We start from the raw sequence: 21,973 nt of genomic DNA, 5'->3' as shown, positions 1-21,973 counted from the left end.
GGGTGAAAGACCGCTTCACCCTACGCCGCAGAAGGCCTGCCACCAATGACCAATGCGCCGGAAAACCGCCTAGCCAATCTGCAAGAGAATATCGCGAACCTTGTCCAGCGCCGGGTCAATGTCCAGGGTCTCGATGGCGCCGAACCCCAGAATCAGCCCCGAGCGCACCGGCAGATCGTGAAAGAACAGGTCCAGGGGATACAACCCCACCTCGACCTCACGCGCCCGTTCCATCAGTAAGGGAATATTCACTGGCACCTTGCACAGGGCCGCGAGGTGAAAACCCGCCACCGTGGGCACGGCCTCGAACCACGGTGACAGATCGCCCGCCAGACGCTGCAATATGCGTTCGCGACGCCCCGCATAGAGGCTGTGACAGCGACGAATATGCTTGAGCAGGTAACCTTCACTGATGAACTTGGCCAGTGCCCACTGCGGCAAGGTAGCGCTGTGCTGGTCGGTCAATTTCTTGGCCTTGAGCACCGCACCGTAGATGGCCGGCGGCAGCACCGCATAGCCCAGGCGTAACTCCGGCGACAGGGTTTTGGAGAAGGTGCCGACGTAGGTAACCACGCCTCGGGTATCCATGCTTTGCAGGGAGTCGGTGGGGCGGCCTTCGTAGCGGAATTCGCTGTCGTAATCGTCTTCAATGATGATCGCGCCGAGCTCAATGGCGCGGTCCAGCAGGGCCTTGCGCCGCGCCTGGCTCATGGGCATGCCGAGGGGGAATTGGTGGGACGGCGTCACATAGATCAAGCGGGTGCCATCCGGGATCTGGTCGACCTGCAGGCCCTCTTTGTCGACGGCCACACTGGCAACATTGGCGCCCATCGCGACGAACAATTGGCGTGCGGGGCTGTAGCCTGGGTCTTCCATCGCGACCAGGCTGCCGGGCTCAAGCACCACGCGGGCAATCAGGTCCAGCGCCTGCTGTGCCCCGTTGGTGACCACAATATCGCGGGCCCCGCATTTGACCCCGCGAGAAAACGCGATATGCCCGGCGATGGCTTCGCGCAGGGCGGGCACGCCTTCTGGCTGGCTGTAAAAACCACTGTTCTGGGCGATACGACGCAACGCATCCTGGGTGCAACGCCGCCATTCGTCCTGGGGGAAGTGGTGGCGTGTCGTCGCGCCGCCGATAAATTCGTAGCGCAGGATGTCTTCACGGGCGGGGTGGCCCATGGGCGAGGGCAATGCCGCCCATTTGCCCAGGTTGGCGGCGCACGCCAGGTCGGTGGCGGTTTGCACGCGATCGGGCTGTGGCGCCCACGCATTGACGAAAGTGCCGCGGCCGATCTTGCCAATCAGCAGGCCTTCGTAGGTCAAGGTGGCGTAGGTGTCCGACACGGTCTTGCGCGAGATGCCCAGTTGTTCGGCGAGCAGTCGGCTGGGGGGCAGTTGCGCGCCCGCCGACAGTCGCCCGGTGGCGATGGCTTGGCGCAATTGCTGATAAAGCTGGGCAGCCAGGTCCTTGCGGCCGGTGATGACGAGGTGCAGTTCCATGTTTCATCCTGGGACAGATCGATCTGCGCCAAGGTTACGCGCAAATCGATCTGAAGAAACCCAGGCGAGATCAGGACAAGAAGCCACCGTCCACATTCAGCGAAACGCCGGTGGTATAGCTCGACGCGTCACTGGCCAGGTACAACACCGCGCCGGCCATTTCGCTGGGGGCGGCAACGCGCTTGAGCGGGATTTGCGCCAGGGCCATGTTCAGGATCGAATCGTTCTTGACCAACGCCGAGGCGAACTTGGTGTCGGTCAGGCCCGGTAGCAGGGCATTGCAACGGATGCCAAAGGCCGCACATTCCTTGGCAAACACCTTGGTCATATTGATCACGGCGGCCTTGGTCACCGAGTAGATGCCCTGGAACACACCCGGCGAGATGCCGTTGATCGAGGCCACGTTGATGATGCTGCCGCCGCCGTTCTCGCGCATCAGCTTGCCGGCTTCCACCGACATGAAGAAGTAACCACGGATATTCACGTCGACGGTCTTCTGGAACGCGCCGAGGTCGGTATCCAGCACGTTGCAGAACTGCGGGTTGGTGGCGGCGTTGTTGACCAGGATATCCAGGCGGCCGAACTGTTCGCGAATGCCGGCGAACACCTGGGTGATCTGCTCCATTTCACCAATATGGCAGGCAATGGCCGTGGCTTTGCCGCCGTCGGCGATGATCGCATCAGCCACGTGCTGGCAGCCCTCCAGCTTACGGCTGGAGACAATCACATGGGCGCCTTGCTGGGCCAGTAACTTGGCGATGGCCTCACCGATGCCACGGCTGGCGCCGGAAACAAACGCAATCTTGCCGTCGAGGTCGAACAGGTTGGTCTTGGACATGAGGGTTCCTTGTAGTTGCACTCAGAGCGCAGATTTGCCGATGACGTTCAGGCTCATCTGCTCCAGCAGTTTGTTCATGTGAATGAACTGCGCAAAGCGTTTGTCCTGGGTCTGGCCATGGAAGAAGCGGTAGTAGATCTGCTGCACAATGCCGGCCAGGCGGAACAGGCCGTAGGTGTAATAGAAATCGAAATTGTCGATCTGGATGCCGGAGCGCTCGGCGTAGTAGTCGACAAACTGGCGGCGGGTGAGCATGCCGGGGGCGTTGCTCGGCTGGCGGCGCATCAGTTGCACCGGCGCCGGGTCTGCGGCCTCGATCCAGTAGGCGAGGGTGTTGCCCAGGTCCATCAGCGGGTCGCCCAGGGTGGTCAACTCCCAGTCCAGCACGCCGATGATCTGCATCGGGTTGTGCGGGTCGAGGATCACGTTGTCGAAGCGGTAATCGTTGTGCACGATGCTGGAGGTGGGGTGATCGGCTGGCATTTTGTCGTTGAGCCAGGCGCGTACCGCCTCCCACTTTGGCGCATCGGGCGTCAGGGCTTTTTCATAACGCTCGCTCCAGCCGCGAATCTGCCGTGCCACGTAGCCTTCAGGCTTGCCCAGGTCGGCCAGGCCGCACGCGGTGTAGTCAACCTGGTGCAGCTCAACGAATTTGTCGATAAAGCTTTTGCACAAGGCTTCGGTGCGGGTGGCGTCCAGGCCCAGTTCGGGCGGCAGGTCGGACCGCAGGATGATGCCGTTGACGCGCTCCATCACATAGAACTCGGCGCCGATCACCGATTCATCGGTGCAGTGCACGTAGGCTTTGGGGCAGTACGGGAAGCCATCTTTAAGCTGGTTGAGAATGCGGTATTCGCGGCCCATGTCGTGGGCAGACTTGGCCTTGTGGCCAAACGGCGGGCGACGCAGCACAAATTCCTGGCCGGGGTATTCCAGCAGGTAGGTCAGGTTCGACGCACCGCCCGGAAACTGGCTGATAGTGGGCGTGCCCTCCAAGCCCGGGATATGGGCCTTGAGGTAGGGATCGATCAGGCTGGCATCAAGTTCTTCGCCTGGGCGAATCTGGGTCGATTGGTCGTTCAGCGCCATGCTTATCCCTTCTGCTTATTCTAAAGGCCTTGGACTATTTCCTAATCTAATGCGCACAGCCGCCCAGCGACAAGGTCGGGGCGGCTTAATAGGTTAGCGTGTTGAAGCGTGATCAGCGTGCCTGATCGGTCATTTTGCAGGCGCTGGCAAGGCCACCGGTGTAAGCACGGGGCGGCCGGCAAAGTATTCCACCAGGTTGTCAGCGACGCGCTGCACCGTGTCATGGACCGCTTCCGGGGACAGCCCGGCCACGTGGGACGTCAGCACGGTATTGCTCAGGCGCGTGAGGGCATCGGGCACTGCGGGTTCGTCGTCAAACACGTCCAGCGCGGCGCCGCCGATGCGTCGCTGTTCCAGTGCGGCGACCAGGTCGGCGGTCACCACCACGCTGCCGCGGCCAATGTTGACCAGAAAACCGTGCGGCCCCAGGGCGTCCAGGGCGTGGCGGTCGATCAGGTGGCGAGTGCTGGCACCGCCGGGCGTGGCCAGCACCAGGAAGTCCGAGGTGCGCGCCAGCTCCACGGCCGTCGCACAATAGGTGTAATCCACGTCATCGCGGGGTTGGCGGTTGTGATAACTCACCTCCATGCCGAACCCCAGGGCGGCGCGCCGGGCAATTTCCATACCCACCGCGCCCAGCCCGACAATCCCCAGGTGTTTACCGCTGAGGGAAGGGCGCATCACCTTCGGCCATTCGCCGCGCCGTACCGCCGCATCTGTCTGGGGAATGCCACGCACCAGCGCCAGCAACAACGCCATGGCGTGATCGGCCACCGAAGGGGCGTTCACGCCGGCGCCGTTGGTAACCACAATCCCACGGTTGCTCGCCGCCTGCAGGTCTACATGCTCGTAGCCGGCACCAATCACGCAAATGATCTCCAGCAGGGGCAGCGCGGCGATTTCCTCGGCGTACAGCCCCAGCGGGCCACGGGTCAGCACAGCCTGGATCTGCCCACCATGGGTCTTGATCGCCTGGGCGCGTTCAGCGGGCGTCGGCGCCAGGATCACATGAAAGTCACTGCTTTCGATGATTTGCAGGTATTCGTTGATGGTTTCAACCAGGACCAGAACAGTGGTGGGCATCGCAAGGCTCTTCCTGAAGGGTTTGAGAGCATGAGTATGCGGGATTTGTAAGACAGAGCGTTTTATTGCGGTGGAAAAATTTCTTCGCTCGTAAGGCCTGTCTGATTTTACAGGCCGTCCATTCGCGCCCGCTTTTTTGCGCAAGGAAAACCTTGGAAAGTGATGGAGTTCTCCCACTGCATTGGGGCCAGCCATGGCAAACTCAGCCGCTGGGTGCGGATAGAGCTCAGCGCTGGTGCTATTCATGGTCACCCGATTTCTGAACAGGAATTCAGGAGGTTAACAAATTGATCTCGCTTAACTTTACCGGTGGCACAGTCACCCATGACGATCTGTCGCACCTGCAGGATATTGCAGTGGCCAAGCAGGTCGATCTGTTAAAGGAAGATATGCTCCAGGTGGAGTTCGCCGAGGGATTGTTACTGGATGTGGGTTGGTACCCAGAATTTGATGCGGCGGGTGGTTTTCGGATAAACGTCATCAAGAACTATGACTGGGACCTCCCACTTATGGCGCTGACGGCCCACGAAACCTCTGAATTGTTAGAAAAACTGGCTATTGCGCAGAACGCCATACAAAGCGAGCTGCGCAATCCAAACCTGGGCACCTCGGCCACTTAGCGAGTGCGCCAGCTACTGCGCAGTCCCCGTTTGCCGTGCCTGGGCTCGCTCTCTTTGCGCGATCGGCATGAAATCGTACGTCGGGAAGAATTCTGTCTTGTAGACACCCCACGCCGTGTTCTCGATGGCCAGGTTGACTTGAGCCAGGCGCGACGCCGGCAGACGCAGCACAATGACTTGCCCGATGCCCATGGTGATATTCCAGCTGACGACTTCGACACCTTCCGGCGGGAAGACTTTATGAAATTCCTGCTTGGCCAGCTGGGCTTTCAATTCGCTGAGCGGTCGTGATTGATCGTGTTTAAGAAATACGGTCAACATGACGGTGTTATCTGGCGTGGCGGCGATGCTTTTAGTGGGCAGTGTCGTGCTGGCCTGTAGCGTAGTTGCGCTGGGTAACAGCACGGCTGCCAGCAGTGCAGGCATTAATAGCGATTTGAATGAAGTATATGGCTTTATCATGAAGTGTCTCTTTTGTTGTTGGCTTTTATGGCTGGATATAAAGAAGGTGTCCAGCTAGTTTGACATTTGAGTCTTTATCGGCCCTGTGTAAGGGGCATGTACAACGTAAATTCTAACGGGAGGGTTGGTCGCTACCATGTCGCGAGGGACTTCGCGAGAATACGTAAACTCGGTGCTGTCCAGTTTTTCCAGCCTTCTGACGATGGTGCGGTGCGGGCCTAGGTCAGGCACCAGGATGTGGGTCTGTTTGTCGCCAGTGACCAGGAAATAGCCGCCCCCGCCGTCGGGGTGTTTCGAGCGCCCCGTATCGGTGTAGAAGAATTCATAACGATTGCGCTGCGGATCCCACATCGATATGCCCACCACGCCGGGGTACTGGGCCTTGACGTCGTTTTCTGGCTCGCCCTCTATATAGACTTTGGTGGTCAGCCATTGGGGCGAGGAGGCCAGGGCACGTATATCCGCCTCGTGTTCAACAGGCTTGGCGTAAGTGGCAGGCGCGCCTAATAAGCCTGCAAAGAGCAGGCCGGTAACTGCAAGGGTGAGTCTTCGCATTGTCAAACTCCTTGAGCGTTGACTAAGTGTTGTTATCGTGTTGTTGGTCGGTGCGCGAAGATATTAGTTTGTGAATTTGTGCACGCTCAATAGCTGTGTATGGTTCTGTAACAGTTGAGGTGTTGTATGAGTAATAATATGTTTTTGAAGGAGGTTACTTCTGAAGTTGTTGTCGGACTCTTCTTGTATGTTTAGCGCTTAATAGTAAAGAGCTACTTTCCGTTTGACTTCTCGGTCATCCAAATCCTTCCCTCGGGACGGCCTCTGAACGGCTGCACCGCCTAACCATTCCTCAGCTAAGTCTTTGCTTCTCCAAGAGAATCCCGGACAATCCGGCCCTTGTTTCGGCCAGGGCGCTGCCTGTCAGGTTTTTCTGACTCGTGCTGGCCGTGTGAATGCGGAGATCCGACCGGATGAATGATCAGGCCAATAGCGTCGACGAACGCTATGCAACGACACCTGCAACGCTCACAAGCTGGAGCCGCCAGGACACTACCTGGATGCTCGGGCTATTCGGTACCGCCATTGGCGCCGGTACTTTGTTCTTGCCGATCAACGCGGGCCTGGGGGGCTTCTGGCCGCTGGTGATCCTGGCGTTGCTGGCCTTCCCGATGACGTTCTTTGCCCACCGTGGGCTGACCCGTTTCGTGCTGTCCGGCCGTGAAGGTTCCGACATCACCGACGTGGTTGAAGAGCATTTCGGTATCAAGGCCGGTGCGCTGATCACCTTGCTGTACTTCTTTGCAATCTTCCCGATCCTGCTGATCTACAGCGTAGCGCTGACCAATACCGTCAGCAGCTTCATGGAGCACCAGCTGCATATCCTGCCGCCGCCGCGGGCGATCCTGGCGTTTGTGTTGATCCTGGGTCTGCTGGCCGTGGTGCGTTGCGGTGAGCAGGTGATCGTCAAGGCCATGAGCCTGATGGTGTATCCGTTTATTGTCGCCTTGCTGTTCCTGGCGGTGTACCTGGTACCGCACTGGAATGGCGGCATTCTCAGCACCGCGAGCGAAGTGCCGGCACCGTCGGCGTTGCTCAACACGCTGTGGCTGGCGATTCCGGTGATGGTGTTCTCGTTCAACCATTCACCGATCATCTCGGCCTTTGCGGTGGACCAGAAGCGCCAGTACGGCGTACACGCCGAGGAGCGCAGCTCGCAGATCCTGTCCCGCGCGCACTTGCTGATGGTGGCGATGGTGTTGTTCTTTGTGTTCAGTTGCGTGCTGACCCTGTCGCCCGCACAGTTAGCCGAAGCGAAAGCGCAGAACCTGTCGATCCTGTCGTATCTGGCTAACCACTTCGATAACCCGACGATTGCCTTTGCCGCACCGTTGATTGCGTTCGTGGCGATTGCCAAGTCGTTCCTGGGCCACTACATCGGCGCCAGCGAGGGCCTCAAGGGCCTGGTGGTCAAGACTGGCCGCCGTCCGGCGCCCAAGACCCTGGACCGCATGACCGCAGCCTTCATGCTGGTGGTGTGCTGGATCGTCGCCACGCTTAACCCGAGCATCCTCGGCATGATCGAGACCCTGGGTGGGCCGGTGATTGCGTCGATTCTGTTCATGATGCCGATGTACGCCATCCGCAAGGTGCCGGCCATGGCCAAGTACCGTGGGCAGGCGTCGAATGTGTTTGTGACGGCAGTTGGTTTGGTTGCCATTACGGCGTTGGTGTATTCGCTGGTTGCTTGAGCCCTGATGCGGTCTATCTGACTGAACTTTGTGGGCTGTAGCAGCACACGGTAACCACGATGCGAAGCGAGCCGCTCTTGATCTGCTTTTGATCTTAAGCGCCCCGTTAAACCACGCTGGCCGGAATTCGACAGGGATTTGGGGGGTAAACCGGCAGGGATGCCGGTTTAGCCGCCCCGCGCCATGGATGGCGCGTGGCGGCGGCCCCCCAAATCACTGGCGGATTACGGGCACACCGAGCCTAGGCGAGGTGCCGAGTGGTGGGGCAAGAGCGTTTTGCTTACTTTTGCGCTTTTCAAAAGTGAGCCGCCGTCAGGGCGGAACCCTAAGTGGCCGTTACCGCAGGAATGGATATGTACCCGGTCCAACTGTGTTGACTGCCAGGCCGCCTTCGCGAGCAAGCCCGCTCCCACATTAGGATCGCGGGGTGTCAGGTAGATAGGCGCCGGCTGGCAGGCCGTCATCGCAGGCAAGCCAGCTCCCACATTTGGATCGCGTTGCGTCAGTTAGATCAGCATCGTCTGTCAGGCCGTCCCGGGAGCAAGCTCCCTCGCCACAGGGTCCGCGGCTCCCACATTTGTTTTGTGTTGGCAGTAATGGTTAGTTCCAGGCATAAAAAAACGCCGCGTACCTTGCGATACGCGGCGTTTTTTACATCAACACACCGTTAAGCTTGAATCACCGGGATGTTGGCGCTCGCTGCGATCTTGCGGAACTCAGCGATCTGGTCGAAGTTCAGGTAGCGGTAGACGTCACTGGCCATGGTGTCCAGTTTCGCCGCGTAGCCCATGTACTCTTCGACGGTCGGCAGGCGACCCAGGGTAGAGGCCACGGCCGCCAGCTCAGCCGACGCCAGGTAGACGTTGGCACCATCACCCAGGCGGTTCGGGAAGTTACGGGTCGAGGTCGACACCACGGTGGAGTTCGGCTCAACGCGTGCCTGGTTACCCATGCACAGCGAGCAGCCTGGCATTTCCATGCGGGCGCCAGCCTTGCCGTAGATGCCGTAGTAGCCTTCTTCGGTCAGTTGGTGAGCGTCCATCTTGGTCGGCGGCGACAGCCACAGACGGGTTGGCAGCTGGCCCTTGACCTGCTCCAGCAGTTTACCGGCAGCGCGGAAGTGACCGATGTTGGTCATGCACGAACCGATGAACACTTCGTCGATCTTCTCGCCAGCCACGCTGGACAGCAGACGGGCGTCGTCCGGGTCGTTTGGCGCGCAGAGGATCGGCTCGTTGATTTCCGCCAGGTCGATCTCGATGATTTCGGCGTATTCGGCGTCGGCATCGGCTTCCATCAGTTCCGGGTTGGCAACCCAGGCTTCCATCGCTTGGGCGCGACGTTCCAGGGTGCGTGCATCGCCGTAGCCTTCGCCGATCATCCAGCGCAGCAGGGTGATGTTGGAGTTCAGGTATTCGGTGACGGACTCTTTGGACAGCTTGATGGTGCAACCGGCAGCCGAACGTTCAGCCGAGGCGTCGGACAGCTCGAAAGCCTGTTCCAGCGTCAAGTCGTTCAGGCCTTCGATTTCCAGGATGCGGCCAGAGAAGGCGTTCTTCTTGCCTTTCTTCTCTACGGTCAGCAGGCCAGCCTGGATCGCGTAGTAAGGAATGGCATGAACCAGGTCACGCAGGGTGATGCCAGGCTTCATCTTGCCTTTGAAGCGCACCAGGATCGATTCCGGCATGTCCAGCGGCATGACGCCGGTGGCGGCGGCAAATGCGACCAGGCCAGAACCGGCCGGGAACGAGATGCCCATCGGGAAACGGGTGTGGGAGTCACCACCGGTACCGACGGTGTCCGGCAGCAGCATGCGGTTCAGCCAGCTGTGGATGATGCCGTCGCCTGGACGCAGCGATACACCGCCACGGGTCATGATGAAGTCAGGCAGGGTGTGGTGGGTGGTCACGTCGATCGGCTTCGGGTAAGCCGCGGTGTGGCAGAAGGACTGCATCACCAGGTCGGTCGAGAAGCCCAGGCACGCCAGGTCTTTGAGTTCGTCACGGGTCATTGGGCCGGTGGTGTCCTGGGACCCCACGGTGGTCATCTTCGGCTCGCAGTAGGTGCCAGGACGAACGCCTTTGCCTTCTGGCAGGCCGCAGGCCTTGCCGACCATTTTCTGTGCCAGGGTGAAGCCTTTGCCAGTGTCGACAGGCGCTTCAGGCAGCTTGAACAGGTCGGTAGGGCCCAGGCCCAGTTCGGCGCGGGCCTTGTCGGTCAGGCCACGGCCAATGATCAGCGGGATACGGCCGCCGGCGCGAACTTCGTCCAACAGCACCGGAGTCTTCATTTCGAAGGTGGTCAGGACTTCGTCGGTGCCGTGCTTGCAGACTTTGCCAGCATGCGGGTACAGGTCGATCACGTCGCCCATGTTCATGTTGGTGACGTCGAATTCGATTGGCAGTGCGCCAGCATCTTCCATGGTGTTGTAGAAGATCGGAGCGATCTTGCTGCCGAAGCAGAAACCGCCGGCACGCTTGTTCGGCACGTAAGGCACGTCGTCACCGAAGAACCACAGCACCGAGTTGGTTGCCGATTTACGCGACGAACCGGTACCGACCACGTCGCCCACGTAGGCGATCGGGAAGCCTTGGCCGCGCATCTCTTCGATCTGCTTCATCGGGCCGGTCTTGCCTTGCTCGTCCGGCACGATGCCTTCACGGGCCATTTTCAGCATGGCCAGGGCGTGCAGCGGGATGTCAGGGCGGGACCAGGCATCAGGCGCAGGCGACAGGTCGTCGGTGTTGGTTTCGCCGGTGACCTTGAAGACGCGCAGGCTGATCTTGTCGGCCAGGGTAGGGCGGTTGCGGAACCACTCGCCATCAGCCCAGGACTGGATCACGCCTTTGGCGTGTTCGTTGCCGTTGCGGGCTTTTTCGGCGACGTCGTGGAACGCATCGAACATCAGCAGGGTGTGCTTGAGCTGGGCGGCCGCGACGGGCGCCAGTTCGGCGTCGTCCAGCAGCTCGACCAACGTCACGATGTTGTAGCCGCCTTGCATGGTGCCGAGCAGTTCAACAGCGCGCTTCTTGTCGATCAGGGGGGAAGTGGCTTCGCCCTTGGCCAGGGCAGACAGGAAACCGGCCTTGACGTAAGCGGCTTCGTCAACGCCTGGTGGAATGCGGTTGGTGATCAGGTCAACGAGGAATTCTTCTTCGCCAGCCGGAGGATTTTTCAGCAGCTCGACCAGGCCTGCGGTTTGTTCGGCGTTAAGCGGCTGGGGAACGATACCCAGTGCTGCACGCTCTTCGATATGTTTGCGGTAGGCTTCAAGCACAGTTATTACCCTCATCAGTGGTCCCACGGGACGCTCATCCAGAAATGAACGGCACGCATGCGCTCGGGGGCTTTTTGGGCCGCAAAGCCAGCGCTGCCGGCATTCCTTACAGAAGCTGCTTTCAAAGTTTTACGCCTGCAGAACGGAGCTGATGAGGGTTGGCGCGGGCTCTGACCTACCGGGTCGAACCTGCGCCAACACCGTTCTGAAGGAACGACTGTGCTCGTGACGCTTTGAAAACAGCTTCCAGCGGATTATTGGCGCCTTACAAGGCCGGGTGATTCTACGGCAAAAAAAATCTAAAGGTAAGTTGCCTGCTCAAGTTTGCTGGGTGATCAACCTTAGACAAAGGGCTAACATGGCGCACTGTTTCGCGGATTTGCGTGTCGTTGCCCATGCCCAACCAAACCATCAAAACTCCCTGCGTCGGCCTGTGTTCCACGGTCTACGGCGATCTCGTGTGCCGTGGATGCAAGCGTTTCCACCATGAAGTGATCCAGTGGAACGGCTATAACGAAGAAGAAAAACGCGCGGTCTGGCTCAGGCTTGAGCAGCTGTTGGTGCAGGTCATGGCCGGCAAAGTGGAGGTTTTCGACCCTAAGACCCTGCGCGGGCAGTTGGAGCAACGCAAGATTCGCTTTGTGCCGCACCAGTCCGAGTATTGCTGGGCCTACCAGTTGATCGCCCGTGGAGCCCGGGTGATCAATAACCTGGAGGCCTATGGCATGGTGCTGTTGCCGGAGTTTCGCGACTGGGCGCTGCCTGAATTGCGCGATGCCATTGATCGCGAGTTCTTTATCTTGTCCGAGGCGCATTACCAGCGCTATATCGCGCCGGGCTTCTTGAAAGATGCGCTGGGTAACTGACGGGCGCGGTCAATGTAGGAGCGAGCTTGCTCGCGAAAAACTTAAAGACGCCGCGTTTATTCAGGAAGCGCGCGTTATCGTTGGCGTTTTTCGCGAGCAAGCTCGCTCCTACAGTTGATCTTCAGGGTCAGGGTTTGGTCGCCAGCTCTTCCAGTTGATCCATGAGCGTCTGCGGTTTTAGCACCAGCACATCGCTTTGCACCGCATCCAGCACCACCTCCGCCGTATTGCCGATCAACGCGCCGGAAATCCCCGTGCGCGCCACCGTGCCGATAATGGTCACCGCCGCCTGTAATTGATGGGCCATATGCGGGATCAGCACATCGGCTGGGCCTTCCTTGATATGCAGGTGACTGTCGTCTACGTCGAACTCAGCCTGGAATGCCTTGCATTGCTCACGATAGCGCGCCTCGATGGTTTCCTTGAGCTGAAAGGTCGGGTCGGCCGCCGACAGCATGGGCGACGGGTGAGCGCTGATGACATGCAATTTGGCCTTGGCCAGGCTGGCGATATCAAAGCCATGGTCGATGATCGAATGGTGCAGCGAGCGGTGTTCGGCATCGGTATTGCCCACGTCGATGGCCGCCAGGATCACGCCGCCCGCCCAGGGCGTAGCGGTCTTGACCAGCAACACTGGCGTTGGGCAATAGCGCAGCAACTTCCAGTCCGCCGGGGTCAATAGGGCTTTTTTCAGCGGGCTGTCGGGGAAGTGCTGCTTGATCACCAGGCCGCAGCCTTCGGCTTGCTGCACATCGATGATGGTTTCATGCAGGCTGTCGTTCCACGCTTGCTCGGTGGTGACGCTGTAGCCGTCTTCCGTCAAGCCTTGCTTGAGCAGGCTCAGCAGCGCCGAATGTTCGTGTTTCTTGTCACAGACCAGCAAGTGCAGGTGCGCGTCGGTCACCCCGGCAATCAGCTTGGCACGCTTGAGTGCCAGGCTTTCGGAGTGCTCGGGCTCGATGACCACCAGGATGCTGCGGATGGCTTGCATGGTCGGGATCTCCAAAAAGGGCGGGCGTTGGATAACTATAGTTGCTGGCCGGCAGCCGTCATGTTGATACACATCAAGGCCGGTGGCTGGTGGTCTGCGGCGGGGTCGGTATAATCGGCGCCCTTTAGTGATCCTTTGCCCGTGAGCCCGATGAACCTGCCCGAAATCCATGAATTCCTCGGCTGCCGCACCCCTGATGCCTGGGTACAGGCCGCATTGGCCGATCAGGAAACCCTGCTGATCGACCATAAGAACTGCGAATTCAAAGCCGCCAGCACCGCCTTGAGCCTGATGGCCAAGTACTACGGCCACGTTGACCTGATCAACATGATGTCGCGCCTGGCCCGCGAAGAGTTGGTGCACCACGAGCAGGTCATGCGCCTGATGAAAAAGCGCAAGGTCGAACTGCGTCAACTGCACGCCGGGCGTTATGCCTCGGGCTTGCGCAAGGTGGTGCGCAGCCATGAGCCGGTCAAGCTGGTGGATACCCTGGTGGTAGGCGCCTTTATCGAAGCGCGCAGTTGCGAACGTTTCGAAGCACTGGTGCCGCATTTGGACGAAGAACTCGGCAAGTTCTACTTCGGCTTGCTCAAGAGCGAGGCGCGGCACTTCCAGGGCTACCTGAAGCTGGCCTACCAGTACGGTGACGCCAAGGACATCGCCCAAGTGATCGAGCGGGTGCGGGCCACCGAGCAGGACCTGATCGAATCACCCGACGTCGAGTTCCGCTTTCACAGTGGCGTGCCAGCCTGAGGCCACGGCCACACCGATCAAGGCGGTGATTCCCGCCAGCAGGAGGATCACCGTTGGCGTGCCCAAGGGCGCCGCCAGCACGGCAATCATCAAGCCCGCCAAGGGCTGGGCGAGGTTGTTGAGCAAGGTCATCACGCCGACTGTCTTGCCGAAATCCTGCACCGGGATCACCCGTTGACGAGTGCTGCGAAGATACACGTTGAACATCTTGTCGAAGCCGCTCACCAGCAGGAAGCCCACCGCGTAGGCCCACACGCCGGGGCTGAGCGCGGTGATCAGCGCGCCGACGGTGATCATCGAGTACGACAACCCGCCCAGTACCTTCAGCTTCAGTGATGAGCGCGCCAAGTAGAACAGAATAGCGATGGTCACCAGCGCCCCGGCGGCTTGCAGCAGGGCATAGGCGTCTTTGCCCGCTGCGAAGTGGCCGGTGACCAGGGCGGCCGAGGTGGCCAGCGTCACGCCGACTATCAGGTTCACGCCGACCGCCAGGACGATGATGCGCTTCAACTCCACCCGGTTGAGGATATGGCCAAAGGCGGTGCGCAGGGGTTGCAGCCAGACACCCGGGTGCTGTTGGTGTATTTCCAGGGTCACCGTGGTGTTGCGCTGCCAGATCAGCATCGCCAGGTCAGCCAGCACAAACAGCACGGCCACCCCCAGCACCACCCAAGGCCACGCCCAGACTTCCAGCATCAGCGCCGCCACCAACGGGCCGAGCACCAGGCCACTCTGGTCGGCGATTTGCGAATAGGACAAGGTCTTGGCGTAGGTGTACTGCCCGAAGATATGCGGCATCACCACTTCCCGCGCCATGATGCCCTGGGTGGTCAATACGCCGCACAACGCAGACAGCATCACCAGCCAATGGATGCCGTCGAACAGCCCATAGCACGCCATCGCTACCACACACGCCAACGCCCGATACACCTGGCTGATATGCAGGATACGCACCGGTGAAAACCTGTCGCACAGCGCGCCGCATACCGGAAACGCCAGGTAACGCGGCAGCGACTCGAAAAAAAATGCCAGCCCCGCCCACGACACGCTTTGGGTGGTCTGGAACACGATCAGGGGCACGATAAACAGCAAAACCTGGTCGGCCAGCCGTGACAGGAACAGCGAAATGAAGAACGCCAGGTAATCCTTACGCATGGAACTCCCTGTCAATGGCGTTAAAAAGTGCAGGCTATTTGTTAAAAACTCTTAAAAGCATGAAGCTTCTTCGCTGGGTGCTGGCCAGCGGCTTCTGTCGGCCAGCTTGCCACCTATAATGGCCCTTTTTCAATCCGCGCATCCACACTGAGAACTTATGGAAAACCTGGGTCTGGGCAAGGTCCTGCTCGTTGAGGACGATGAAAAGCTGGCAGCGCTGGTCTCGCATTTTTTGTCGCAACATGGGTTCGAGGTTCGGGTGGTGCATCGGGGCGATGAAGCCCTGGCGGCGTTTGTGGATTTCAAGCCGAAGATCGTCGTGCTCGATCTGATGCTGCCGGGGCAGAGTGGGCTGCATGTCTGTCGCGAGATTCGCAACGTGTCGGACACGCCCATCGTAATCCTCACCGCCAAGGAAGATGACCTGGACCATATCCTTGGCCTTGAGTCCGGTGCTGACGATTACGTGATCAAGCCGATCAAACCGCCGGTGTTGCTGGCGCGCCTGCGTGCGTTGCAGCGCCGCCAGGTGCCAGAGCCCACGGTGCGCGGCGCTCTGGAGTTCGGCCGCTTGTCGATTGATCGCAGTTGCCGGGTGGTGCGTCTGGGCGACGAAACCATTGACCTCACCACCATGGAGTTCGAGTTGCTGTGGTTGCTGGCCAGCAGCTCGGGCAAGGTTCTCTCCCGTGACGATATCCTCAACCGCATGCGCGGCATTGCCTTTGATGGACTGAACCGCAGCGTAGACGTGTACATCAGCAAACTGCGCGGCAAGCTCAATGACAACCCCCGCGAGCCGGTGTGCATCAAGACCATCTGGGGCAAGGGCTACCTGTTCAATCCGTTCGCGTGGGAGGTGTAGATGCTGCGCTTGTATCTGCGCCTCTATTTGATTCTCGCGCTCGGCCTGGCCGGGTCGATCTGGCTGGTGAACTTCGGCCTGGACACCTACATGCCCGAGTCCAACGAGACCTACAACCGTGAAGCCCTGCGCGGCCCGGCGTGGGCCTTGGTGGAACAGCTGCGACCCGTGCCGGCAGAGGCGCGCCAGGCACGCCTGGACGAACTTCAGCCGCATTACGGCTTGCGGCTTAAACTGGTGCAACGCGACACCCAGCAGTTGAGCGAACGCGAGCAGAAACTCCTGGCGGCTGGCCAGGTGGTGGTGCGCGAAGATTTCATGAAGTTTCTCGCGCCTATCGACGATGGCCCGCAATTACTCGAAATCAAATTGCCGGAAGAACCCAAGTGGTTGTACCTGTGGGCCTACGGCTTCCTGGGCGTGAGCCTGGCCATTGTCCTGTATTTCTGGGTGCGCCCACACTGGCGCGACCTGGAGCACATTCGCCTCGCGGCGCAACGTTTCGGTGACAACGACCTGGGCTCGCGCATCTTGCTGCCGAGCCGTTCCACCGTGCGTTCCCTGGCCGGGCATTTCAACCAGATGGCCGAGCGCATTGAGGGTTTGATCGCCAACCAGCGCGAACTCACCAATGCGGTCTCCCACGAATTGCGCACACCGATTGCGCGGTTGTCATTCGAGCTTGATCAACTCAGGCAGCAGGGCGACCCACGGCAAAGCCGAGCGTTGATCAACGACATGTACGCCGACCTAGGTGAGCTGGAAGAAATGGTCTCCGAACTATTGACCTACGCAAGCCTGGAGCCAGGCGCCACCCAGGTCACCCGCGAGCATATCGAGGCCCACAGTTGGCTCGACAGTGTTATAGGCGCCGTGGCCCTGGAGGCCGAGGCGCAAGGGGTGCAGCTGTCGTTGCGCACCTGCGAGGTGGACGTTATCCAGATCGAGCCACGCTTTATGGCGCGGGCCGTGATCAACCTGCTGCGCAACGCCATTCGTTATGCCGACCGCCGTGTGGAAGTGTCGCTGGTCAAGTTTGGCAGCGGTTACGAAGTGCGGGTCAACGACGATGGGCCGGGGGTGCCGCTGGAGGGCCGCACCAAGATATTCGAACCCTTCCTGCGCCTCGACGCCAGCCGCGACCGCCGCACAGGCGGGTTTGGCCTGGGCCTGGCGCTGGTCAAGCGTGTCAGCCAGTGGCATGGCGGGCAAGTTGAGGTGCTGGATTCGGAATGGGGCGGGGCGTCGTTTCGGATGACGTGGGCATATGCCGAGTAAAGGCGCATGCCCCAACGTCATGCTGTAGGAGCGAGCTCGCTCGCGAAACACTCACAGGCGCCGCGTTTATCCAGAAAACACGCGTTATCGTTGACGTTTTTCGCGAGCAAGCTCGCTCCTACAGCAACTGCGTTACCGCGGCAAACGCCGCCTGGCGCCGTTGTTCCCAGCCCCCGCGAATCACCACCAGTGGCTGTTGGTGCTGCTGCATCCATTCCAGACTGGCCTGGAAAAACGCCTGCCTATCCGCCAGTTCCGGCTGGCAGCGCTGGCCGTCGGCACTCCATTCCACGTCTTCGGGGGAGAGCAGCAGGTGCAGGTCGTAATGCCGCGCCAGGAGTTCGTCATCCAGCCAGCCGGGGTAGTCGCCGAACAAGGTCTGGCTCCAGAGCCTGTTGGTGAGCAGGTGGGTGTCGAGGATCAGCAACGCGGGGCGTTTGGCGCGGGCGGCATCCTCCCAGGCCAACTGGCCTTGGGCAATGGCCGGGATATCCGCCAGGGTGGTGTCGCGCTGATGCTGATCGATGAAGTAGCGCACATATTCCCCTACCATCAACCCGCCGAAGTGCGCGTGCAACTGCGCCGCCAGCCAGCTCTTGCCGCTGGATTCGGGGCCTGCCAATACCACCACCTTCATGCGCGCAACGCCGGGTCGGCGCGCCACTCGCGCCAGCCTTGCACGGCAATCACGGTAAACAGTGCGTAGAGCGCGGCGGTGAGGTAGAGGCCTTTGTAAAGGAACAGGCCGACGAAGATCACATCCACCACGATCCACAAGGCCCAGCACTGCACACGTTTTTGCGCCATCCACATTTGCGCCACCAGGCTGAAACCGGTGAGCGCGGCGTCGAGCCAAGGCTGGGCGGCGTCGGTCCAGTGGGCCATGGCGGCGCCCAGCAGCAGACTGCCAACGGCACCCACAGCCAGGCTGGCCATGATTGCCGGCGCTTTCAGGCTGGTGACCTGGCGGCCTTGCTTGACCTCGCCAGCGCGGGTCCACTGCCACCAGCCATACACCTGCAAGGCCGCATAGACCACTTGCAGCAGCATGTCGGAGTAGAGTTTGACCTCAAAGAACACCCAAGTGTAGAGCAGCACCATCACCAAGCCGATGGGCCAGCACCAGGGGTTTTGTTTGACCGTCAGCCAAACGGCGATCACCCCCAGGGCAGCGGCAAACAGTTCAAGCCCGGACATGGCGAATCCTTGGGGGAGTGGGAGAGGGCGGTGATTGTACCTAGAGGCCACCGAACCTCAAACACCGCAGGACAAACGCGCACGTGGGCTCGCTCCATGCGCGCGGCGATGCCGTGGCTGGGGACGTAAGCGCAGCCGGTTATTGACCCTTGAAGCGCAGTTCCCGATACCGCGGTACGGCCAGATGCCAGGCAATGTTGCCGCGCCATTGGTTATGCAGGGCTTGAGCACAGGTCATTGCCTGTTCTTGAGCTCGCGTGTCGTAGCCCAGCGCATCCAGGCGTTTGGGCAACTCGGCTTGCGCCATTGCGAAGCTTTTCGCCCATTGTTCAATCCGCTGTGACACCTCGGCTGCGGCCTGCAGCGCCGATTGGCCCTGGGTGTGCCTGAGGTGAGTCAGTAGGTTGTAGATGTCTTCATCAGGGTTTTCCATGATCTGAAAAGACAACAAATCGTTAACTGCCTTGAAGAGTTTCAGGGCCAGGTTTCGCAGGTCTTGCCAGGGGGGGCTGTAGTAAAGCGAGGACGATAATTGAATGTTCTGCACCAGGTAGGTGAACTCCAGACAGACTTGAAAACCGCCGGCGTTTTGCCACAGAGCTTCATAGCCTTCTACCCCCGGCTGCGTGTTATGAAGGCGATGCATCAGCGCGGTGGTGCAGGGAACCAGGTAGGTCAAGTATTGCTCGGCCACTCGCTGCTGCCAGAGCGAGGGCATCAAGCGTGACGCGCGTCGCATGATGTCTGTGAGTGCATTGCCCAACGGTTCTCGGGGTGTGCTCGCCCGCGTGAACGCTCTTGCGTAGACACCTCGAATCAGGCGTTCGAGGGCTTCGGGGTCATTGCAGTCTTCGTCGGCGAGATCGTCCTGGCAACTGAACCACCCCACCAGATCAGACAGAATGAGTAATAGCTCAAGTGGCGCGTCACTCCACATATAACCGGCATACAAACCGGGAATGTAGATGTCCAATTGATGGGTTGCGCGGGATGTTTGTTCCAGCCCCATATTCTTGAGCCATTGGCGTGTGTGCTGCTGAGCCTCTTGCGCAAAGGGGCTCAAAGGATAAGTCGCCGTCTCAAGCCATCGGGGTAAATGAAAGGGGCCGATGGGCTGTTGGACATCAAGGCGTGCTGAAGAGGGCGAGGTTTTTTCCCGCGAGCCTGATCGCGCTGACATACGATGTAACCTGTAACGTTAGAGTGCGTCGATAAGTAGCAAGACAAGTTATAGCACTCAGTGTTGTAGCGTCTGGTGCGCTTTCAATATGGGTTTGGAATCAATGTGCAGCGCCTTATGAATAAATAAACTGAGTTATTGCGAGCGGTAAAATGTTGTCTCCTTGTGCCTATCTGAAAAATGGCTAACCTTTCCATCATGTGAATGGTGATCACGTAAAGCGGTGGCCTGCGGATGTTGAAGGTCTTTTACGCGTGAAGAACGTAGAAGACAGTGAGTGTTGAGGCGCTCACGCGGTCAACAACGAGGCCTATGAAATGAACCCTTTCTGCTCGTCATTCGATGACACTTGGTACTTAAACGCCAGGGCCCAGTGGTCTGAGCCTTTTGCTTATCAAGAGCGTTTCCCCGGTAAAGCCGTAAGAACAGAACTCATGTGGGCACTCTCGGTGTTCTACGGCTTGCCTTCTGTCCAGACTCACACCCTCTGCGCGGCCATCGAAAAGATGAATCTTTCCTCATTGATTCATGACGATTTACTGGATGGGGATACGGTGCGCCGTGGTGTTCCAACGGTATGGAAGCAATACGGTACAGAGGTTGCTCTGGTGTCGGGGATGTATGGTTACCTGGAAGGGCTTCAGCTCCTGGCCAAGCTCAACGACTTGAATGTTGTGCGGGCGGGTATAGAAAGCCTTGAACGTCTGCATGTTGGGCAATACCTCGACGCCAAAGCAAGTGCAGGTGACACATTGCCCACCTTGGAAGACTATGGCTGTATTGCACAGGCTAATACCGGCTGTTTTTTTGTGTTTCTGTTAAAGGCTTGCCAATGTCTGAAACCGTTGGAAACGCAGACCTATGTTCTGCTTGAACGGATGCTGCTGTTGATGGGCATCTATTATCGTTACGTCAACGACTATTGCGATATCAATCATATTCCGCACTTTGAAAAAAAAGGATTCGCCATGGATTTGGAGGGTGGGCCAAAGTCGTTCCTGATGATCTTGGCGGGCAGGGCACTGGTCAAGGGCGCGCTCACTTCAGATCAAAAAAAACAGATTATTCGAGAATATGGAGACGCCGGCGTATTTGACGCTGCCCTGGCGTTGATGGAGCAAACCTATGGGCAGCTATTGCGCTTTGCAGACGCTATAAAGCGGCGAAACCGCACTGTCAGCATTCACGCATTAAAGGGGTTTTTACGCAGCATTCATTTCCAACCTGAGCCCGATGACAATTATTACGCAACGCTACTCAGGTAACGCCCTCCGGTGTGTCGCACCAGTCACTGAAGGTCGCGGTCAGAGGTGGCCGCGACAGTCGGAGACCCTGTCGTGGTTTATTGATCCATCGTGCTCAAAATTTCATAAGCCAACTTTACCCGCTCGGCATTCGGGTAGTTCTTGTTCGCCAGGATCACTACACCCATGTCCTTGCTTGGCACAAACGCCACATAGGCGCCAAAGCCGCCGGTGGAGCCGGTTTTGTTGTAGAGCACGTTGGCAGGCTGCGCCTGGGCGGGTTTGAGCCAGTTAACCTTGTGCGGCTCCATCGCCATCGGTGTGGAATTGCCCTCAAGCAACGCTTGCAGCGCGATGGGGTAGGGGTAGCGTTCCCAGCCCAGGCCCTGGGTCATGCCGTTGACGGTGTAGTAGCCGGCGTGAGTGGTGGCAATGGCCTGCTGCACCGGTTGCTCCAGAGTTTGCGGGTGCATGTTCGCGATCACGTAGCGGGCCAGGTCCTGGCTGCTGCTTTTGAGGCCGTAGGCTTCGAAGTCCAAGGCGCCGGGGTTGACGCGAACCGGTTTCTGCTGGCTGTCATAGCCCTGGGCGTATTGGCCGGTCTTGTCGGCAGGCACGCGGGTATAGGTGTTGGTCAAGCCCAGCTTGGGCAGCAGGGTTTTTTCCATGGCGACGGTGAACGGCAGGCCCAGGCTTTTTGCGGTCACGTAACCGAACAGGCCAATGCTTGGGTTGGAATACAGGCGTTGTTCCCCCGGCGCATAAGTGGGTTTCCAATGCTGGAAATAATCCATCATGGTGGTTGCACTGTCGGCGGCATCCGGAAACTGCAGCGTCAGGCCGCCGGGGGTATAGGTCGCCAGTTGCAGCAGGCTGATGCGATCGAACGCGCTGCCAGCCAGCACCGGCAGGTGTTGGCTGGTCATGTCCGACAGCTTGAGCTTGCCGATAGCCTGGGCATACCCGCCGAGGGTGGCGTTGAAGGTTTTGCTCACTGAGCCGATTTCGAACAGGGTGTTTTCGGTGACGGGTGCCTGAGTGTCCTTGGCAGCGACGCCGTAATTAAAGTATTGCACCTTGCCGTGTTGGACGACCGCGACCGTCAGGCCGGCGATGCCTTGCTGTTTCATCAGAGGGGTGACGTGGCTGTCCACGACCTGGCGCATATCGGTGGCGGCCATGCAGCTGCCGGCCCCAAACAATAAGGCTGAGATCGCATATTTTTTCAGGGTGTGTTTCATGCTTCGCTTCCATGTAAGTAAAGGCAATGACGATCGAAGCCTGCGCAGGCGTGGCAAATGTAGGTGGATTTCCCAGAGCGGGCAA

The 21,973-nt window shown here is 59.3% G+C and carries 20 protein-coding genes; 7 read left to right on the top strand and 13 right to left on the bottom strand.

Translation table 11 applies throughout. The annotated features are described in order from the left end of the window. Nucleotides 1-69: 69 nt before the first annotated feature. The 4 genes from PSH76_RS14930 to PSH76_RS14915 form a co-directional block, all read right to left on the bottom strand. Entirely contained in the window at nt 70-1,503 is a 1,434-nt protein-coding gene (locus PSH76_RS14930; RefSeq protein WP_305494412.1) for a PLP-dependent aminotransferase family protein, read from the bottom strand. Nucleotides 1,504-1,573: 70 nt separating this feature from the next. Beyond that, a complete protein-coding gene (locus PSH76_RS14925; protein ID WP_032892126.1) occupies nt 1,574-2,341 on the bottom strand; it encodes an SDR family oxidoreductase in 768 nt (255 codons plus the stop codon). A 21-nt stretch (nt 2,342-2,362) separates the two neighbouring features. After that, nucleotides 2,363-3,430 (bottom strand): phosphotransferase family protein, encoded by a 1,068-nt coding sequence (locus tag PSH76_RS14920; protein ID WP_098951739.1) that lies wholly within the window; start codon nt 3,428-3,430, stop codon nt 2,363-2,365. A 129-nt stretch (nt 3,431-3,559) separates the two neighbouring features. Beyond that, nucleotides 3,560-4,513, bottom strand: a complete 954-nt coding sequence (locus PSH76_RS14915) for a 2-hydroxyacid dehydrogenase (protein WP_305494411.1) — start codon at nt 4,511-4,513, stop codon at nt 3,560-3,562. 287 nt (nt 4,514-4,800) lie between these two features. On the opposite strand from PSH76_RS14915, the gene PSH76_RS14910 reads away from it, so the two are divergent. After that, the gene (locus PSH76_RS14910) at nt 4,801-5,133 is read left to right on the top strand and encodes a hypothetical protein (protein ID WP_032892123.1); all 333 of its coding nucleotides are present in this window, start codon (nt 4,801-4,803) and stop codon (nt 5,131-5,133) included. 12 nt (nt 5,134-5,145) lie between these two features. On the opposite strand, the gene PSH76_RS14905 is transcribed toward PSH76_RS14910, so the two are convergent. Both PSH76_RS14905 and PSH76_RS14900 read right to left on the bottom strand, forming a co-directional pair. Next, on the bottom strand, nt 5,146-5,559 hold the full coding sequence (locus PSH76_RS14905) for a hypothetical protein (RefSeq protein WP_032897465.1): 414 nt from the start codon (nt 5,557-5,559) through the stop codon (nt 5,146-5,148). 90 nt (nt 5,560-5,649) lie between these two features. Further along, nucleotides 5,650-6,150 (bottom strand): DUF4822 domain-containing protein, encoded by a 501-nt coding sequence (locus PSH76_RS14900; protein WP_305494410.1) that lies wholly within the window; start codon nt 6,148-6,150, stop codon nt 5,650-5,652. 413 nt (nt 6,151-6,563) lie between these two features. On the opposite strand from PSH76_RS14900, the gene PSH76_RS14895 reads away from it, so the two are divergent. Next, on the top strand, nt 6,564-7,841 hold the full coding sequence (locus PSH76_RS14895) for a serine/threonine transporter (protein ID WP_305494409.1): 1,278 nt from the start codon (nt 6,564-6,566) through the stop codon (nt 7,839-7,841). A 667-nt stretch (nt 7,842-8,508) separates the two neighbouring features. Here the strand turns inward: PSH76_RS14895 and acnB are convergent. Continuing rightward, a complete protein-coding gene (acnB, locus tag PSH76_RS14890; RefSeq protein ID WP_032892119.1) occupies nt 8,509-11,118 on the bottom strand; it encodes a bifunctional aconitate hydratase 2/2-methylisocitrate dehydratase in 2,610 nt (869 codons plus the stop codon). Between the two features lie 395 nt (nt 11,119-11,513). Here acnB and PSH76_RS14885 point away from each other — a divergent pair, with 395 nt between their 5' ends. Continuing rightward, nucleotides 11,514-11,984, top strand: a complete 471-nt coding sequence (locus PSH76_RS14885) for a DUF1289 domain-containing protein (RefSeq protein WP_032892118.1) — start codon at nt 11,514-11,516, stop codon at nt 11,982-11,984. A gap of 127 nt (nt 11,985-12,111) precedes the next feature. Here PSH76_RS14885 and PSH76_RS14880 read toward each other — a convergent pair whose 3' ends face one another. Beyond that, nucleotides 12,112-12,975, bottom strand: coding sequence for a universal stress protein (locus PSH76_RS14880; RefSeq protein ID WP_305494408.1), 864 nt, complete (start codon nt 12,973-12,975; stop codon nt 12,112-12,114). 150 nt (nt 12,976-13,125) lie between these two features. Here PSH76_RS14880 and PSH76_RS14875 point away from each other — a divergent pair, with 150 nt between their 5' ends. After that, entirely contained in the window at nt 13,126-13,728 is a 603-nt protein-coding gene (locus tag PSH76_RS14875; protein ID WP_032892116.1) for a tRNA-(ms[2]io[6]A)-hydroxylase, read from the top strand. On the opposite strand, the gene PSH76_RS14870 is transcribed toward PSH76_RS14875, so the two are convergent. Beyond that, on the bottom strand, nt 13,684-14,883 hold the full coding sequence (locus PSH76_RS14870; RefSeq protein ID WP_305494407.1) for an MFS transporter: 1,200 nt from the start codon (nt 14,881-14,883) through the stop codon (nt 13,684-13,686). The genes PSH76_RS14875 and PSH76_RS14870 overlap by 45 nt on opposite strands. A 157-nt stretch (nt 14,884-15,040) precedes the next feature. Between PSH76_RS14870 and PSH76_RS14865 the strand changes: the two genes are divergently transcribed. After that, a complete protein-coding gene (locus PSH76_RS14865; RefSeq protein ID WP_032892114.1) occupies nt 15,041-15,748 on the top strand; it encodes a response regulator in 708 nt (235 codons plus the stop codon). Then, entirely contained in the window at nt 15,749-17,026 is a 1,278-nt protein-coding gene (locus tag PSH76_RS14860) for an ATP-binding protein (RefSeq protein WP_305494406.1), read from the top strand. 118 nt (nt 17,027-17,144) lie between these two features. Here the strand turns inward: PSH76_RS14860 and PSH76_RS14855 are convergent, their stop codons facing one another. The 3 genes from PSH76_RS14855 to PSH76_RS14845 all read right to left on the bottom strand — a co-directional run bounded on the left by PSH76_RS14855 (nt 17,145) and on the right by PSH76_RS14845 (nt 19,232). Then, nucleotides 17,145-17,663, bottom strand: coding sequence for an AAA family ATPase (locus tag PSH76_RS14855; protein ID WP_003190840.1), 519 nt, complete (start codon nt 17,661-17,663; stop codon nt 17,145-17,147). Beyond that, on the bottom strand, nt 17,660-18,223 hold the full coding sequence (pnuC, locus tag PSH76_RS14850) for a nicotinamide riboside transporter PnuC (protein WP_032892112.1): 564 nt from the start codon (nt 18,221-18,223) through the stop codon (nt 17,660-17,662). Before pnuC ends, PSH76_RS14855 begins: the two co-directional genes overlap by 4 nt. Nucleotides 18,224-18,362: 139 nt before the next feature. Continuing rightward, a complete protein-coding gene (locus PSH76_RS14845; protein WP_305494405.1) occupies nt 18,363-19,232 on the bottom strand; it encodes a hypothetical protein in 870 nt (289 codons plus the stop codon). 488 nt (nt 19,233-19,720) lie between these two features. Here PSH76_RS14845 and PSH76_RS14840 point away from each other — a divergent pair, with 488 nt between their 5' ends. Then, nucleotides 19,721-20,668: a polyprenyl synthetase family protein gene (locus PSH76_RS14840; RefSeq protein ID WP_305494404.1), complete on the top strand. Its 948-nt coding sequence runs from the start codon at nt 19,721-19,723 to the stop codon at nt 20,666-20,668. 77 nt (nt 20,669-20,745) lie between these two features. Here the strand turns inward: PSH76_RS14840 and ampC are convergent, their stop codons facing one another. Continuing rightward, nucleotides 20,746-21,888, bottom strand: coding sequence for a class C beta-lactamase (gene ampC / locus PSH76_RS14835; protein ID WP_305494403.1), 1,143 nt, complete (start codon nt 21,886-21,888; stop codon nt 20,746-20,748). Between the last annotated feature and the right edge of the window lie 85 nt (nt 21,889-21,973).

It is taken from the genome of Pseudomonas sp. FP215, from assembly GCF_030687795.1.
GTDB lineage: Bacteria > Pseudomonadota > Gammaproteobacteria > Pseudomonadales > Pseudomonadaceae > Aquipseudomonas > Aquipseudomonas salmasensis.
The sequence above is the reverse complement of the archived record's forward strand: the minus strand, read 5'-3'. Positions and strand labels throughout refer to the sequence as shown.

Excerpts from the sequence above, each read along its gene's own strand:
- PSH76_RS14900 (WP_305494410.1), bottom strand. The coding sequence starts at position 6,150 with ATGCGAAGACTCACCCTTGCAGTTACCGGCCTGCTCTTTGCAGGCTTA.
- PSH76_RS14860 (WP_305494406.1), top strand. The coding sequence starts at position 15,749 with ATGCTGCGCTTGTATCTGCGCCTCTATTTGATTCTCGCGCTCGGCCTG.
- PSH76_RS14915 (WP_305494411.1), bottom strand. The coding sequence starts at position 4,513 with ATGCCCACCACTGTTCTGGTCCTGGTTGAAACCATCAACGAATACCTG.
- PSH76_RS14920 (WP_098951739.1), bottom strand. The coding sequence starts at position 3,430 with ATGGCGCTGAACGACCAATCGACCCAGATTCGCCCAGGCGAAGAACTT.
- PSH76_RS14870 (WP_305494407.1), bottom strand. The coding sequence starts at position 14,883 with ATGCGTAAGGATTACCTGGCGTTCTTCATTTCGCTGTTCCTGTCACGG.
- PSH76_RS14875 (WP_032892116.1), top strand. The coding sequence starts at position 13,126 with ATGAACCTGCCCGAAATCCATGAATTCCTCGGCTGCCGCACCCCTGAT.
- PSH76_RS14885 (WP_032892118.1), top strand. The coding sequence starts at position 11,514 with ATGCCCAACCAAACCATCAAAACTCCCTGCGTCGGCCTGTGTTCCACG.
- PSH76_RS14930 (WP_305494412.1), bottom strand. The coding sequence starts at position 1,503 with ATGGAACTGCACCTCGTCATCACCGGCCGCAAGGACCTGGCTGCCCAG.
- PSH76_RS14840 (WP_305494404.1), top strand. The coding sequence starts at position 19,721 with ATGAACCCTTTCTGCTCGTCATTCGATGACACTTGGTACTTAAACGCC.
- pnuC (WP_032892112.1), bottom strand. The coding sequence starts at position 18,223 with ATGTCCGGGCTTGAACTGTTTGCCGCTGCCCTGGGGGTGATCGCCGTT.
- PSH76_RS14880 (WP_305494408.1), bottom strand. The coding sequence starts at position 12,975 with ATGCAAGCCATCCGCAGCATCCTGGTGGTCATCGAGCCCGAGCACTCC.
- PSH76_RS14925 (WP_032892126.1), bottom strand. The coding sequence starts at position 2,341 with ATGTCCAAGACCAACCTGTTCGACCTCGACGGCAAGATTGCGTTTGTT.
- PSH76_RS14895 (WP_305494409.1), top strand. The coding sequence starts at position 6,564 with ATGAATGATCAGGCCAATAGCGTCGACGAACGCTATGCAACGACACCT.
- PSH76_RS14865 (WP_032892114.1), top strand. The coding sequence starts at position 15,041 with ATGGAAAACCTGGGTCTGGGCAAGGTCCTGCTCGTTGAGGACGATGAA.
- PSH76_RS14905 (WP_032897465.1), bottom strand. The coding sequence starts at position 5,559 with ATGCCTGCACTGCTGGCAGCCGTGCTGTTACCCAGCGCAACTACGCTA.
- PSH76_RS14855 (WP_003190840.1), bottom strand. The coding sequence starts at position 17,663 with ATGAAGGTGGTGGTATTGGCAGGCCCCGAATCCAGCGGCAAGAGCTGG.
- ampC (WP_305494403.1), bottom strand. The coding sequence starts at position 21,888 with ATGAAACACACCCTGAAAAAATATGCGATCTCAGCCTTATTGTTTGGG.
- PSH76_RS14845 (WP_305494405.1), bottom strand. The coding sequence starts at position 19,232 with ATGGGGCTGGAACAAACATCCCGCGCAACCCATCAATTGGACATCTAC.